This is a genomic window from Arthrobacter sp. TRD_SC_6 (genome assembly GCF_055361185.1).
In genome coordinates this window covers 1,387,807-1,402,709 of record NZ_CM143953.1, presented here as the reverse complement: position 1 = coordinate 1,402,709, position 14,903 = coordinate 1,387,807, and the positions used below count along the sequence as shown (strand labels likewise).

The 14,903-nt window shown below is 63.2% G+C and carries 15 protein-coding genes; 4 read left to right on the top strand and 11 right to left on the bottom strand.

Annotated elements, in window-relative coordinates; genetic code table 11:
* Positions 1–48 precede the first annotated feature (48 nt).
* The gene (locus ACWA1U_RS06865; protein ID WP_463724593.1) at positions 49–645 is read left to right on the top strand and encodes a hypothetical protein; all 597 of its coding nucleotides are present in this window, start codon (positions 49–51) and stop codon (positions 643–645) included.
* Between the two features lie 27 nt (positions 646–672).
* Here ACWA1U_RS06865 and ACWA1U_RS06860 read toward each other — a convergent pair whose 3' ends face one another.
* Together ACWA1U_RS06860 and ACWA1U_RS06855 are read right to left on the bottom strand one after the other, a co-directional pair.
* Positions 673–1,299, bottom strand: a complete 627-nt coding sequence (locus ACWA1U_RS06860) for a dihydrofolate reductase family protein (protein WP_463724592.1) — start codon at positions 1,297–1,299, stop codon at positions 673–675.
* A 214-nt stretch (positions 1,300–1,513) separates the two neighbouring features.
* Positions 1,514–2,353 (bottom strand): aldo/keto reductase, encoded by an 840-nt coding sequence (locus ACWA1U_RS06855; RefSeq protein ID WP_463724591.1) that lies wholly within the window; start codon positions 2,351–2,353, stop codon positions 1,514–1,516.
* A gap of 113 nt (positions 2,354–2,466) precedes the next feature.
* Between ACWA1U_RS06855 and ACWA1U_RS06850 the strand changes: the two genes are divergently transcribed.
* Together ACWA1U_RS06850 and ACWA1U_RS06845 are read left to right on the top strand one after the other, a co-directional pair.
* On the top strand, positions 2,467–2,991 hold the full coding sequence (locus ACWA1U_RS06850; RefSeq protein ID WP_463724590.1) for an RNA polymerase sigma factor: 525 nt from the start codon (positions 2,467–2,469) through the stop codon (positions 2,989–2,991).
* Positions 2,988–4,130: a hypothetical protein gene (locus ACWA1U_RS06845; RefSeq protein ID WP_463724589.1), complete on the top strand. Its 1,143-nt coding sequence runs from the start codon at positions 2,988–2,990 to the stop codon at positions 4,128–4,130. The genes ACWA1U_RS06850 and ACWA1U_RS06845 overlap by 4 nt, the downstream gene beginning before the upstream one ends.
* Here the strand turns inward: ACWA1U_RS06845 and ACWA1U_RS06840 are convergent.
* From ACWA1U_RS06840 to ACWA1U_RS06820, 5 genes are all read right to left on the bottom strand, one after another.
* Positions 4,127–5,353, bottom strand: coding sequence for an MFS transporter (locus ACWA1U_RS06840; protein ID WP_463724588.1), 1,227 nt, complete (start codon positions 5,351–5,353; stop codon positions 4,127–4,129). The genes ACWA1U_RS06845 and ACWA1U_RS06840 overlap by 4 nt on opposite strands.
* Positions 5,350–5,943, bottom strand: coding sequence for a helix-turn-helix domain-containing protein (locus ACWA1U_RS06835; protein ID WP_463724587.1), 594 nt, complete (start codon positions 5,941–5,943; stop codon positions 5,350–5,352). The genes ACWA1U_RS06840 and ACWA1U_RS06835 overlap by 4 nt, the downstream gene beginning before the upstream one ends.
* Positions 5,944–6,051: 108 nt before the next feature.
* On the bottom strand, positions 6,052–6,510 hold the full coding sequence (locus tag ACWA1U_RS06830; RefSeq protein ID WP_463724586.1) for a hypothetical protein: 459 nt from the start codon (positions 6,508–6,510) through the stop codon (positions 6,052–6,054).
* A gap of 17 nt (positions 6,511–6,527) precedes the next feature.
* Positions 6,528–7,172, bottom strand: coding sequence for a bacterial proteasome activator family protein (locus ACWA1U_RS06825; RefSeq protein WP_463724585.1), 645 nt, complete (start codon positions 7,170–7,172; stop codon positions 6,528–6,530).
* 12 nt (positions 7,173–7,184) lie between these two features.
* On the bottom strand, positions 7,185–8,171 hold the full coding sequence (locus ACWA1U_RS06820; protein WP_463724584.1) for an SDR family oxidoreductase: 987 nt from the start codon (positions 8,169–8,171) through the stop codon (positions 7,185–7,187).
* Positions 8,172–8,356: 185 nt separating this feature from the next.
* Here ACWA1U_RS06820 and ACWA1U_RS06815 point away from each other — a divergent pair, with 185 nt between their 5' ends.
* Entirely contained in the window at positions 8,357–9,193 is an 837-nt protein-coding gene (locus ACWA1U_RS06815; RefSeq protein ID WP_463724583.1) for a helix-turn-helix transcriptional regulator, read from the top strand.
* A 12-nt stretch (positions 9,194–9,205) separates the two neighbouring features.
* Here ACWA1U_RS06815 and ACWA1U_RS06810 read toward each other — a convergent pair whose 3' ends face one another.
* From ACWA1U_RS06810 to ACWA1U_RS06795, 4 genes are all read right to left on the bottom strand, one after another.
* Entirely contained in the window at positions 9,206–9,382 is a 177-nt protein-coding gene (locus tag ACWA1U_RS06810; protein WP_463724582.1) for a YbdD/YjiX family protein, read from the bottom strand.
* Positions 9,382–11,679 (bottom strand): carbon starvation CstA family protein, encoded by a 2,298-nt coding sequence (locus ACWA1U_RS06805; protein ID WP_463724581.1) that lies wholly within the window; start codon positions 11,677–11,679, stop codon positions 9,382–9,384. Before ACWA1U_RS06805 ends, ACWA1U_RS06810 begins: the two co-directional genes overlap by 1 nt.
* 116 nt (positions 11,680–11,795) lie before the next feature.
* Entirely contained in the window at positions 11,796–12,035 is a 240-nt protein-coding gene (locus ACWA1U_RS06800) for a hypothetical protein (RefSeq protein WP_463724580.1), read from the bottom strand.
* 127 nt (positions 12,036–12,162) lie between these two features.
* Positions 12,163–14,901 (bottom strand): FtsX-like permease family protein, encoded by a 2,739-nt coding sequence (locus tag ACWA1U_RS06795; protein ID WP_463724579.1) that lies wholly within the window; start codon positions 14,899–14,901, stop codon positions 12,163–12,165.
* Positions 14,902–14,903 lie beyond the last annotated feature (2 nt).

Below are 14,903 nucleotides of genomic sequence, written 5' to 3'. Positions count from 1 at the left end.
TGTCGATGCCTTTTTGAAGCATCGGCACGAGCGCGAGGGGAGCTTGAAATGTCGCAGGAGTCCTACACCAGGTATCAACGGCTTTTGTTGTACTTCTCCACCACCAAGCGCAAGGTCATAGCGGTCCTCGTTGCGATTACAATAACGGTCGGCGCGATCTACTTCGGACTTTCCTCTCACCTTTCCCTCTATGTCATGATCGGGATCATGGCCGTGCTCTTCAGCCAGGGCCGGCTCCTTCGCCGCCCTACGAAACTGCCCCCGGACATCATGCGCGACCACGCGACCAGCAGGTTCACCAAGCAACGGTCCTGGGAGTCGCCTAAGGACAAACAAGCTGCGCTTAATGCGCTAAGCGAAGCTTTCTCTCAACCTGGAATCAGCTCGCGACTGCTGGGCGACAGTCTGTGGATCGAGATGGAAAAGGAATGGAACCCTGGCCTGAAGTTCAGGCATGGCGACGTTGCCAAGCACCTGAAGATACCGCCGCCCGCCCACTTCTTCGTAGCGGCCGATGGCAGCGGGACGACCGTCACTGCCTACAGCCACGACAACCGGCTGGTAGGGATGTGGGACGTCATGCAGCTCTCGGATGAGATGGCTGACGCGGCTGTCCAACTCGCGGAAGAGGCCACCACCGAGTAGGGGCGGCATTCGGGATCGGGTACTACGCTATCTGCGCCAGAAGAGGTGGTGGGTGACGCCGCTCGCGCTGGGCACGACGTCGAGGTGGAACCGGTCGAGCAGGTCCCCCGGTGACTCCCACAGCCGTGCGCCGGAACCGAGCTCAACGTCGACGACGGCAACGTGCAGGGTGTCGACAAGGTCAGCTTCGAGGAACTCCCGGATTACCGTCGCTCCCCCTCCCAGCCTGACCTCCTTGCCCGCCGCGGCTTCCTTTGCGCGTTTGAGCGCTTCGGCCGGCTCCGCATTGACGAAGTGGAAGGTGGTGTCCGACAGGGAGAAGGACGGCCGCTCATGGTGTGTCATCACAAAGACGGGTGTGTGAAAGGGCGGCTCATCGCCCCACCAGCCTTGCCACTCGTGATCCTCCCAAGGGCCCCTCTGCGCAATGAACTTGTTGCGTCCCATGATCTCGGCTCCAATGTTCCGGGCAAAGTCGCGGACAAGGTAGTCGTCGAGACCGCGGCTTCCGCCACGGGTGCTGCGACCAGGCCAACTGGCCGTGGCAAGCGCCCAGGCCATCAGGGCAGAGGGGTCGGCATGGCCAAACGGTTGCTCGAGGCTCTGGCCCTCGCCGGCACCGTAGCCGTCACGCGATACTGCGAAATTCTGCACTCTGAGTAGCTGTTCCAACGAAAGTTCCGGTACTGATGGTGAACCGATCCTCCATAAGAATCGCCGGTCAACAGTTCAGACGGAAGGGAGGAGCGGGATTCATCGTTGAGGGGCTCTCAGAACAGCACAACGCCCGCCGAGCCTGATCAACAGGCGCGGCGGGCGTGGTGACACGACCTGGGCGGGCGAGCCGCCGTCGTCGTTCTGCAAAGGTTTAGGCGAAGTCAGCTGTTGCGGGGTTGGCTCCGATGCGGCCGGACTCGCCCTTGTCGAGGGCGTTGATGGCCTCGACATCCTCTTCCGTCAGCGTGATGTCCAGTGCGCCCCAGTTCTCGGCGATGCGGGACTCGGTGACGGACTTCGGGATGACAACGAGTCCGAGTGCCAGGTGCCACGCAAGCACAACCTGGGCGGGCGTTGCATTGCGCTTCTCGGCGATCTCGGCCAGGACGGGATCCTCAAGGAGGCCCTTGCCGGAACCAAGCGGTGACCAGGACTCGTGCAGGATGCCCTTCTCGGCCTCGAACGCGCGGAGTTCGGACTGGTTCAGGTACGGGTGGGTCTCAACCTGGTTGATCGCGGGGACGACGCCGGTTGCGTCGATGATCTCCTGGAGAGCCTCGACGGTGAAGTTCGAGACGCCGATGGAGAGCACGCGACCGCGCTTCTGCAGCTCGACCAGAGCCTTCCAGGTGTCCACGTACTTACCCTGCTTCGGCTGCAGCCAGTGGATGAGGTAGAGGTCAAGGGTTTCGAGGCCCAGGCGATCCATGGAGGCTTCGAATGCCTCGAGCGTGCTTTCGTAACCCTGATCGGCGTTCCACAGCTTGGTGGTGATGAACAGCTCGTCGTGGCTGAGGCCGGAGGATGCGATTGCTCGCCCTACTCCTGCTTCGTTGCCGTAGATCTTCGCGGTATCGATGTGGCGGTAGCCAGCTTTGAAGGCACGCCCGACGACGTCCTCTGCCGTTGCGTCTTCAACCTGCCAGACGCCGTAGCCGAGCTGCGGGATGGTGCGGCCGTCGTTGAACGTAAGGTTCGGTGAGGTGCTCATAAGTGCCTTTCGAGATACTGAAACGTGTTCCGAAGAGTGGCAACCACGCCCCGGCAGGAATTATTTCGTTCAGGGGCTGTAACACTTCCGTGGACAACGGACATTAGTTGGGTATGGGCACACAGGCACCGAGGGGGACGGCGATTAAAGCGCTAGATGAAGGACGCGCCCGCGAGCGGCAGTTCACGGAAGCACACCGGCAGCATCATGACCGGGTCTATCTCTACCTGCGCCGCCGCACCGACACTGCCGAAGCTGCCGAGGATCTCTGCGCCGAAACCTTCAGGATCGGGTGGCAGAAGATGACTGCAGACGAACTCACCGCCGGCACCCTCTTCACCATCGCGAAGAACCTGCTGCGCAACCATTACCGCTCGCAACAGCGTCATCGAAGCCTCGTCGAGCGCATCGCGCAGACCTTCGAACGCAGCGCTCATATTCCTGAGGGCGTGCATGAGGCGCTGGGCCATTTGAAGCCCGCCGATCGCGAGATCCTCATGCTCACTTTCTGGGACGGATTCAATTTGATCGAAGCGGCAGAACTCCTTGGCTGTTCTCCCGGCGCCGCCAGGGTGCGCCTACACCGGGCTCGACGGGCCCTCGCCAAACACCTGCCCATGACGGGAGAAACAGCATGAACATCGGACAGATCTTCTCCGAAGCCGACCCCGCTCACCACGTGAGCGAAGAAGAATTGGCGGCCAGCCGCCGTCGTGCGCTGTCACAGGCAGCACCCGACGGCGTCACCCAGGTCCTCAACCAAGGGTCCGTCATTACCGAGCCCGCACCCGCAGGACGTACGACGACGACGGGCCGCGCGTTTGTCACGCCGCCCCGCGTTCGCTTCGCCCGGCTGGTGGCGGCGGGTACTGCGTTCGCCATCCTGCTTGCCGTCGTGGTCGTGTCCATTGTTGTTCCGCGGACAGCCCCGTCACCTGCCGACGATGGTGCGGCCGTGTCCCGGCTGTTCGACGAGGCTGCATCCGTGGTTGGGGGGTTGCCGCTTTCCTCAAGCGGCCAAGGTTCAGTCGATGCGGGGGAACTGCGTTTCCAGCTACTCGTGGACATCGAGCAGGTATTCAAGGGGAGTGTGCCAGAGGGGGAGGTTCTGATTGACGTCACCGGACAACCGGTATCGCGCATCGACACACTCGAGGAAGCGAATTCGAGCTCCCTGTTCCTGAGAACGCAGTTGTTCTTCCTCGACGAAACGAACAAACTCCTAGAGGATCCGCTGGCCATGCTGACCGTGATGAACAAGCGCACCGGAGCGGTAGTCAACGCCGACGGCGCCTCCATCACCCTTCCGGAAGATCTGCGCGAGCAGCTCGACCTCCTCCCCGAAGGCGAAGTGCCGCTGGAAACCTCTGACCGGGAAGTGGGTCAATTATCAGGCAGAGACGTGCTGGGTGAGATTCCGGAGGGCACTGCGAGCACCGAACCCGGGGCGCAGGGCGAGGTGCTCGGGACAATCAACGGTGAAGTCAAAGAAGGCAGCGCTTGTTTCTGGTACGAGTACGAGGGCGAGAGCTGGTACCTGCGCTGGCCAAAGGGATTCAGTGCGCATGTCGCTGACCTGCCGCTGAGCTTCATCGGTGAAGGGCCGACGCCGATGGTCCTCAATGAAGCGGGGTACCCCTACGTGACCGGCGGACACCCGATCCCCTATCTTCGGGCGGACATCTATCCAACCGGCCAGGAGCTGACGTGTGGTGGGCGGAGCATGCCCGTCGCTGAACTCTCGGTCCAACCGGATTCGACCCTGTTGGGCTTCTAGTCCGTACGACGGCGCGAGACCGTCAACCGAAGAGCCATGGCGGCTGCCACAAGGTAGAGGAGCCCCTGGACCTGCAGGCTGACGGTGAGCGCCGTCCCGCTTCCCACGAACCCAGCCAGCAGCGTGCCTACCGCCTGCATCGCACCGTACAGGGCGAAGTAGGTGCTGAGCACCCGGCCCCGCACTTTCGCCTCGCAACTGCTTTGAAGGACCGTAAGCAATCCGGTCCCCAAAGCCACGCCTGGCGCCCCGACGAGGATGAACAGTCCTATGTAGACAGGGAGATACGTGGTCAGAGCGGGCAGATTCCAGATCGCCAGCGACATTAGGCCAAAGGCGGCCAGGGACCAGACAATCAACCACCTGGGCGAGGTTCGGCGGATCAACAGCCCGAGTAATGCCCCGCCAGCGAGAGCGCCGATGGCCTGCACACCACGCAACAGTCCGACGTCGGCTTCACTGCCTTGAAGAGTGCGAGTTACAAAGAGGACGAAGAGGAGAACGAAGGCACCCTGGGCGACGGCGATGAAGCAGACCACGCCCATCACCTGCCTCAACGCTGGGGTTCGGGCGGTGATCCGCAGCCCTTCGACGAGGTCAGCCCATGGGCTGGCCAGCTGCTTCGGGGGCGGCTTTCTTCCCTTTGATCTTTGGCCGCGGACCCCGAGAGCGAAAATGACCGCTGCGCCCAGGAAGGTGCCTGCATTGGCGTAGATGATCGCATCGAATCCGCCCACGGCGAGGATCAATCCACCAATCGGACTGCCCAGCAGCCGGGCCAGGCTCGAGAGGATCCCCATGAGCTGGTTGATCTCCGGGAGCTGCGCAGTGGCGACCAGGGCGGCCGCTGTAGCAGCCCTGCACGGTTCGATAATGGTGCCCAACACGGATTCAACGACCACGACGCCGTAGAGAATCCACAGATCCGACTCGCCGTTGACGGCAAGAAGCGGTGCAAGGCACAGAGCTTGCAGCCCCGCAACGATCGCCATCAGTTGCCATGGATCGCTCCGGTCCACCAGAACACCGGCCAGCGGACCTGCGACCACCGTAGGCGCCAAGCCAAGGACGAAGACCGTAGCGGTGACGAGTGGCGATGCGGTGAGCTCCAGTACGTAGAGCGGCAGTGCTATCAGCAGCATCCAGTCGCCCACCTCGGCGAGGAATCCGGCGCCTGCTAACCCACCGATGTACCGGGTGCGCAGCAGCCGCAGGAAACTCACCGGGTGCTGCTGGCGGAATCGTCCGGGAAGGATCTGATCTGCATCTGGACCGTCAAGCTGTCTTTGGGGCGCTCGGTGCGGTGTAAATGCACGTAGGGCCGGACGAGCTCGTCCATTGCCGCCAGCAATTTCGTCAGTTCATCGGCCGTGAGTGCCAGGTGATAGCGGTGTGTCCCGGCTGCGTCCTGCCAGTCCTTCGATAGTTCGCCGCGTTGGGAGAGGTAGCGATCGAATGCTGCGTTGGCCCGTATCGCCGCCACGTTCTCCAGCGCCGTACCCGCCAGTTCGCCGGCCTGGGTGCCATCACCGGAGAAGTCGAATCCTGACGCAGCCGCCCGCCACGGCCGGTCCCGACCGTCTTCAGCCGAATCCGTCACCCGCTCAACCAGACCGACCTTCGCTAGTGCCCGAAGGTGCCATGAACAATTCGAGGGAGTCTCCCCCGTTACTTTGGCGCACTGACTGGCGGTGGCGTGTCCAACTGCAAGGAGGTGGTCGAAAATTGCGTACCGGGCAGGCACCGCCAGTGCCGCGAGCGCGTCGGTGCCGACGATCTTGCGTGGCGGCGGTGTGGAACTGGAATCTGGCATGCGCTTCCAATCTCTGAAGTGATCACTTCACTATTGGCGCCCGAGGAAACATTGTCAAGGGAAGACTTCATAGTTTGGGTCGTCGACATCAGCCCGAGAAGGGCAGGTTCAGTCGCGTGATTCGGCCAGCAGCCGCTCTGCCTCGGCCACGTCCTCGGCCACTACGCCCGCCCGGCGCCGTACATTCTCGAGTCCCGCTGAGGCAATCCCCCAGCGTTCGCCGTCGAGCCGTGCCATGGCGGCCGCTTCTGCCGTCGTCGCAAGCGCGTTGCCCGCGCGGGAAAGCGCCCGATGCACCTGAAGCAACGCGCCCGGAATGTCCAGGCCCTCGCTCGGCGCCTGCGCCTGCGCGGCGACGCAGACCGCACGGACACGTGGGAACAGCTGAACCAGTTCATTGGCGAGTTCCGTGAGCTCGTTATAGACGGCGTCGTCCTCCACGCCCTCCAGGATCTGGTGATACCGGTCGAGGCCACGGCGAAAGCGGTCGTGGGCGCGGCGCCACACCCCCGTGCCCAATTCGGCGTCGTCCTTGCGGCCCTGCCGGGCAGCCGTGAAAAGTCCCATGATTTTCGGAGGCGCTGCTAGAGGTACTGGCCGGGACCGTGAGGGTCAGGCTTTGGTGCCGCGGCCTGCTGCGCTCCCGGCGAGCGCTTTGGCTCGCCGTCTTCACCGACGACGACGCCGGGAGCCAGGACGGTTCCGGGCGGGAGTTGGCGCAACTGAAGCTGCGCTGCGAGCTGCTGGTTGACCATCTGTTGTGCCGCCATCGCCGTCTGGATGCCGTGGAACAGCCCTTCAAGCCAACCTACGAGCTGCGCCTGGGCAACCCGGAGCTCGGCGTCGGTGGGTACTGAATCCTCGGTGAACGGCAGGTTGATGCGGTGCAGCTCCTCCACAAGCTCCGGGGCGAGCCCGTCCTCGAGTTCACGGACGGACCGCTCGTGGATCTCAGCAAGGCGTGTGCGCCCGGCATCGTCGAGTGGAGCGCTTCGTACTTCTTCCAGCAACTGCTTGAGCATGGTGCCGATGCGCATGACCTTCGCAGGCTCGTCGACCAACTCAGTCAACTTGGCGGGCTGGCTGCGCTCACGGGGGGCGCCGTCGTCGTTCTGTTCCGGGAGCCCGTGACCTGCGTCCAATTTGCCGAGGAGGACTGCGTTCTGCTGGTGTTCCTTCGCCGCTTGCTCGGGCGTGACGGTGAGGGGCTCGGGCTGCTGTTCGGTCATGTGCTTATGCTCTCACGGCGAGCTCACTCCCTGCCCTCGGGCTCTCCCTCCGGGTGAGGAGGTAGGGAATGTGGATTCGGTGAGTTGCTCGGAGACGTCCCACACCCGGCTGGCCTCTTCGGTGCTGCGCAGGCGGGAGTAGAGCTTCTGTTCTGCCGGGGCTCCGCCCAGGTTGCCGATGCCCTTGGGACCGTAGAGAGCACCCCGCCTGGCGTCTGGCGCAGTTGCGGCCATCAGCGCCGGCAGCTTTGCGGATTCGACCGTTCCGGCGAGGATTCCGCGGGATGACAAGAGCCTGATGAGCCTGCGGCCCGGAACCTCCTTGCTGCGGCCAATTTCGGGGCGGGCAGCAAGAAGGTTAGTCGGAGCTACCCCTGGGTGGGACAGGTTGCTGGTGATGCCCCAACCGTGTGCTTGGCTGCGTCGATCGAGCTCGAGACCGAAAAGCCCGAATGCGATCTTGGACTGGCTGTAGGCGTGCATGCCGTCATAGCTGCGCTCCCAGTTCAGGTCATCCCAATTGATGCTGCCCCGGTTCGCAGCGATGCTGATCTGTGAGGTTACCCGTGCCTGGCCTGCCCGCAGGAGAGGGAGGATATCGGCGACGAGCGCGAAGTGCCCGAGGTGGTTGGATCCAAATTGCAACTCGAACCCGTCGGCAGTTGTTTGCCTGTCAGGTGGAGTCATCACCCCGGCATTGTTGATGAGGAGGTGGACCGGCCGGCCATCCTTGCGCAGAGTCTCTCCCAGGGCCGCGACGGATTCCAGCGAGGACAGATCCAGGTCGAGCAGGGACACCCTCGCTTCCGGGGTCAACTGCCTGATGGCGGCTATTGCTTCCTCGCCTTTGGAGCGGTTCCGGACGGGCATGATGACTTCCGCGCCCGCCGCTGCCAGCCGTGCAGCTATTCCCGTACCCATTCCGTCACTGGCGCCGGTGACGACGGCCCGCTTTCCGGATAGGTCCGGAATGGTGATGTCTATGGTCTTGCGGCTCATGCCTGGCTCCTCATTGGTGGTCTGTGCCTCCAGCATCGAACATATTCGCTGCGTTATTCAGGGCCTGCCGATCCCCCGATACGCAATACCCCTTTGCAGGGGGGGACGAGGGGCGGACTGCCAGGCCGTGGCTATGCCACCTCAGGAGCGGTAAAACTGAGACAGATACAGAGCTAAGGGGAACCATGATCGACAGGACAGGGCTTGCGGAATTCCTCCGCCGCCGTCGCGAGTCACTGCAGCCCGAGGATGTGGGCCTCCCCAGGGGACAACGACGCCGGACCAGCGGGCTTCGACGCGAGGAGGTAGCTCTGCTATGCCACATGTCCACCGACTACTACGCGCGACTGGAACGGGAGCGCGGACCGCAACCCTCTGAGCAGATGATCGCGTCCATCGCGCAAGGCCTTCACCTGACGCTGGCCGAACGCGACCACCTGTTCCGGCTCGCCGGCCATAACCCACCGGTCAGGGGCTCGGCGAGCGAACACATCAGCCCCGGTCTGCTGCGCATCTTCGACCGTCTGGTCGATACGCCCGCGGAAATCGTCACTGAGTTGGGCGAGACACTCCGCCAGACTCCGATGGGCGCTGCTCTCACCGGCGACACAACGCAGTACACCGGCCCCGAGCGCAGCATCATGTTCCGCTGGTTCGCCGTTCCCACCTCACGCCAGCTCTATGCGCCCGAGGAACACCCGTTTCTGACGCGGATGTTTGCCTCGGGCCTGCGGGAGGCCGTTACCCTCCGCGGACCAGATTCCCGCGCTGCGCATCTTGCCGACCTGCTCCTGGCGAGCAGCGAGGAATTCCAGGTGATGTGGAGCAGTCACGAAGTCGGAATCCAGCCACGCGAAGTGAAGCATTTCGTCCACCGAGAGTTGGGCGCGCTCGAACTTACCTGCCAGCGGCTCATCGAACCAGGGCAATCGCACGCGCTGCTCGTCTACACGGCAATACCGGGAAGCGAGAGCTATGAAAAGCTGCAACTTCTCTCAGTCATCGGAGCCGACGCACGCTGAACGCCGCCCGGGTCAGCAGCAGCGGCCCTCCGGATTGGCGTCCTGGCGGTCGGTCTTGTCGCGCCAAAATTGCCGTTCGGTCATGGGAGGTTCGCTGCTGTGCGTGGAGGCGTGATGGGCGAGGTACTGCTGGTAGGCGTTCTCGCCCATCACCCCCTTGAAGATCCAGATGAGCTCCTTGACGCTCATCAGTGACCTGCCCGTGCCGGCTTCTTCTCGCTCGGCAGGTCAGCCCACAGCTTCTCAAGCTCCTTTTCCGCTGGCGTTGCAATAATGCCTGCCGGGGCATAGGTGCGTGAGGGCACTGCCGGGTCTTCCATGCTCGGACCGCCGCCCGCGCGGTAGGCCTTGATGGTGGCGATGATCGCCGTCGCAATCACGATGATCGAGAGGACCACGAAGACGATCGACAGCGTGCCCTGAATGAAGGTATTGCGGACAACCGCCTCCATTGCGGGAACGCTCTGTGCGTTTCCGAAGCTCTCCTCGCCAGCGGCGAGCGCATCGCGGAAGGCGGTGTGCTGAGCCCAGTACCCTACAGCGGGCACCGGGGAGAAGATCTTGAGGAACGACGCCGAGATGGTCACCACCGAGGCGAACGCCAACGGAAGTGCCGGGATCCACAGGAACTTGAACGCACCCTTCTTCGCGCAGATCGCCATGCAGACTGCGAGCGCTATGGCAGCGAGTAGCTGGTTGGCGATGCCGAACAGCGGGAAGAGTGTGTTGATGCCGCCCAGCGGATCGGTCACGCCCATGATGAGGATCGCTCCCCAGCCGGCCACCATGATGGCCGTGCACACCCACGCCCCAACGCGCCAGGAGGTGTCCTTGAACCTGGGAACAAAGTTGCCGATGCTGTCCTGCAGCATGAAGCGCGCAACGCGTGTGCCGGCGTCGACCGCTGTCAGGATAAAGAGCGCTTCGAACATGATGGCGAAGTGGTACCAGAACGCCATCATGCCCGCACCGCCGAACAGGCCCTGCATGATCTGGGCGATTCCGACCGCGAGTGTGGGCGCGCCACCGGTCCTGGACACAATCGATTCCTCGCCGACGTTGCTGGCGAGTGTGCTGAGTGCCTCCGGCGCAAGATTGACGCCGGTCAGTCCGAGCCCGTTGACGAATGCCACGGCACCCTCGATGGTGCCGCCCGTCGCGGCGGCGGAGGAGTTCATGGCGAAGTAGATTCCCCGGTCGATCGAGAGCGCAGCCACCAGAGCCATGATCGCGACGAATGACTCCATGAGCATGCCGCCGTAACCGATGAAGCGGGTCTGGCGTTCCTTCTCGATCATCTTCGGGGTGGTGCCTGAGGCGATCAGCGCATGGAAGCCGGACAACGCACCGCAAGCGATGGTGACGAACAGGAACGGGAACAGGGTGCCCGGGACCACCGGGCCGTCAGCGCGCGAGGCGTACTCGCTGAAGGCGGGAACGTTGATTTCCGGCCGCACGATGATGATGGCCACGGCCAGCATCACGATGGTGCCGATCTTCATGAAGGTGGAGAGGTAATCACGCGGCGCGAGCAGCAGCCAGACGGGCAGGACGGCAGCGATGAAACCGTAGATGATGATGCCCCACGCGATGGTCACGCGGTCGAGGGTGAAGACAGCGACACCCCAGTCAGTTTCTGCAATCCAGCCGCCGGCGATGATCGCGAGCATGAGCAGCGCGAACCCGATGATGGAGACCTCGGTGACCTTGCCCGGGCGGAGGTACCGGAGGTAGACGCCCATGAACAGGGCAATGGGAATGGTCATGGAGACCGAGAACACGCCCCATGGGCTTTCGCCGAGTGCGTTGACGACGACGAGCGCCAGGATGGCCACGATGATGATCATGATTGCGAGGGTCGCGATCAGCGCTGCGGTTCCGCCGATGAGGCCGAGTTCCTCGCGTGCCATCTGGCCGAGGGACCGGCCGCCGCGGCGCATGGAGAAGAACATGACCAGGTAGTCCTGTACGGCTCCGGCCAGAATGACGCCGATGATGATCCAGATAGTGCCCGGCAGGTAGCCCATCTGCGCAGCAAGTACTGGTCCGACGAGCGGACCGGCTCCTGCGATCGCGGCGAAGTGGTGGCCGTAGAGAACGCGGCGGTCGGTTGCTGCGTAGTCCTTGCCGTCTGCCTTGTATTCAGCCGGGGTGGCGCGCCGGTCATTCGGCTGAAGTAGTTTGCGCTCGATGAACTTGGAGTAGAACCGGTAGGCAATCAGATACGTACAGACCGCCGCGAAGACGAACCACACGGCGTTGACTGTTTCGCCGCGGACAATGGCGAGGACGGTCCAGCTGACTCCGCCGAGCAGCGCAATGCCCACCCAGATGGCGATCTTCAGTGGCGTCCAGCCGGTTTTGTCCTTCTCAGGATCCACCGCCGTAGGAGGCAGGTCAGGGTCCTGGAGAACGACGTCGGCCTCCTGGCTTTCATGGCCGTTGTGCGCCCCCGCGCGGTCCCGGCCCAAGTTCTTCTCACTCATGGTGCTCCCTCGAAGTTGAGTGGTTAACTCAACGAAAGTAGCGCCCTCACGGCAAAGCGACCGCCCATTCGAGTGGGCGGTCGCTCAACGGTGCAATGTTTGAGATGAACGGTTTGTCAGTGGGACGGATCGTCTTCGCCGTCGCGTGCGTTGGACCCTTCGCTGATGCTCGAGTGGGTTTCGGTGCGGGGGTCCGGCCCCTCGTTGGCGGTGTCGCGCTCGTTGTTCTCGACGCCGTCGGGCACCTGATCTGCCATGTTCTCGGCCCAGTTCTCCGCCGCGGCTTCGAGACCGGTCTCTTCACCGTTGCCTGGTGCGGTCTGATCCGGTTCGCCGTCTGCCCTGTGCTTGGCCATGATTCCTCCTTGGACTTGAGTGGGAATTAGCTTGACACACGGGACTGGATATACAAAGCAGCCTTAGTTTTCGGGAGTCCTTTGCGTAACCATCTGCACCCGACCAACGGATCCGGGCGCGGTCTGGTTACTGCAGGAGCGCCCTTCGCGTCATCGGGAGCTTGGCACGGGTGAACAGCCACGCCGCGCCCGCTCCAATCAGCGGAACAAGGACGACCAGCGCAAGGAGCTGCGTCCACGGGATGACGAGCTGGTACTGCTGCATCGCTGTGAGGACGGCGATTGCGGGGATCAGCCCGCCTAACGTTCCGAGCACGACGCCGAGGCCCGCCCCAAGCGCGGTCTGCGCGGCTGCCAGCCGCTTGCGGAGCGCAGGCGCCGCCCCGATGCCGGCAAGCGTGACCTGGTCGCCACGGCCGTCGGCCAGGGCAAGTCCCGCGGTGATGGCCGCCGAGGTCAATGCGACCAGTGCCGCGATACCGCTGATGGCCCACAGGATCTGCTCGGTTGGCGGGCCAGGGAACTGGAACATGAACGTCGACTGGTACCCCATCGTCTCGATCAACTCAGCGTTGATCTCATCCGCGATAACGTACGTGGGCTGCCGGGGCAGATCCATCACCACGACGGTCTCTATGGCTTTGAAGCCGAGGCTCTCGGCGGTTGCAGGGGAGATAATCCCTTCCAAACCGAGGTTCGGCGCGCCAATTGCCGCCACTGCTTCCAGCTGGACCCGTTCTGTTTCGCCCTGTTCTCCGGACTTCGAATTCCAGGATTCTCTGAGAAGCGTCACGTGGCCATCATCTATCCACGCCGGGTTGAGGACCACCATCTTGCCGGAGCTAAGTGCATCCGACACTTCCTGCGACGGCCGGTGCCCGAAGATCGCTTCTACCGCCTCGGCATCGTCCACAACGAACTGGGGCAAGCCACCGCCGCCCCCGCCGGAAGGATCACGGCAGGTGGCCAGTTCCGCCGTTCCGGTAGCGACTCGCTCAGCACAGGTGTTTATCGGTGGTAGCTCCAGCCTCTGCGAGGTGCACATCCCGTCAGCCGGGCAGGACTGTTCGACTCCGCTGATAACGGTTACCTTGCCTACTTCTCCCATCACCTTCTCCACCGCGGCAGCCGCCGGAGCCGGATTGACGGAGCTGAGCGATCCGTCTTCCTCGTTGTAATGGACCAGCCGAACTGATCCCTGCAACTCGCGCAGATTCAGGGTCTGGCCGTACTCTGCCTGACGCGCGCCAGTCGCCGATCCAACCATCACGACCGCGGCAACCGCAGTAGCCGCAAGGACAGCAGCGATCGCCGGAACGGAGCGGCTCCTGTTGCGGGATGCGTCCCTGGCCGCCATCCGGAGGGAAGCTGGGGATTTGCTCGCAAGGCGGGCAGAGAGGTCGACGATACGACTGGTGCATGCGAGCAACCCGGCTAGGAAGAGGAGGGCACCCAGAGCCATGAGCGGAATGAAGAAGAAAGCGCGATCCGTAAGCAGCTCACCGGGGGCGGCCCCGGTAGCGAGGAGGACTCCACCGCCGCCGGAGACGAGCGACAATCCGAGCAGAACCAGCCCGGCGCGTGGGACTCTTCGGGCGGGCTTCGAGGCACCGTGGGCCGATTTGACGGCAGTGAACACGTTCTGGCGCGCAATCGCTGACCCCGGCACAAGGGCGGCAATCACGGATGCCAGGAAACCGAGGCCAGCGAAAATTACGATTGGCCACCACGTCAAATGGAAGCCCGGGAATGCGGGTGAGTAGTTCGACAGGTGCCATAAGACCCATGCAGCGGCGGCCGCTATGCCGAGCATTGAACCCACGACGACGCCTACGCCCCCCAACACGAAACCAGAGGCAGTGACGATGAACCGCACTGTGCTCTTCTCTCCGCCTGCCGCCGCAATGAGCGCCAGCATTCGGCGTTGTCCCTTCGCACCTACTGCGAATGCAGCACCCGCAAGCAACCCCACCTCGGCCAAAACCAGGGTGCCCACTACGCTGACAGCCAGAATCCCCATGAGGAGGCTTTGTTGTCTCCAGTCAGTTACGCCGGGTGGCAATTCAGACGCGGCTGGTGGGTCCAGGAGCACGGTCCGCGATAACGCGGAGACGCCAACCGCGTTGAGCTCCTTGATTTCGGGCCAGGTCAGCGGATCGTCACCGAGTAAATAAACCTGTGACATTGGATCCTGCTGAGCTTCAGCCAAAGGATGGTCAGGCAGTACGTAAACGGTTTCGGTTGTCGCTGCCCAACCCTTCTCACGGATGATTCCGGCCACCGGGTAACTATCGGTGCCGACTTCAAGCTCATCGCCTGCGTCGAGATGCATCCTCAACCCCATGGCAAAGCTGAGGTACACCGACTCAGCACCGGCATCCTGCGATCCCTCGATCAGGTCAAATCGAGACTCGAACGCTGGATCGAAAAGCTCGGCGACGCGAAGTTCCGAGTACACAGGGACCTTGCCCTTAGAAAGGGTGAAACCGCTTCTCTGCTCTGTCAACGTCTCATAGCCCGCAGGCGCGGCTTCCTGGGGCGTCTTTGCCACAAAGTCGGGATCCGGTTCCTCATACTGCATCCCCGATTGCGGCTCGTTAGGCATCTGGATTGATCCACTCCCGGGGCCCTGCATCAGCACCGCCTGAGCGGTCCCCAGCTCCGTATCAATCCGCTCCTGCACGGTCATCTGCGAACTCGTGATCAGCAGCGCGATCATCGTCATTCCCGCAACGGGCAGCGCGATCAACACCACGATCAGCGCACTGCGTCCCTTATGCTTCCGCGCATCCCGCCAGGCGAGCCGCAGCGCCATCCGGAACGCCTGTTTCCGGGCACCCTTGTAGGCACCGACCTCCACGCCCACGG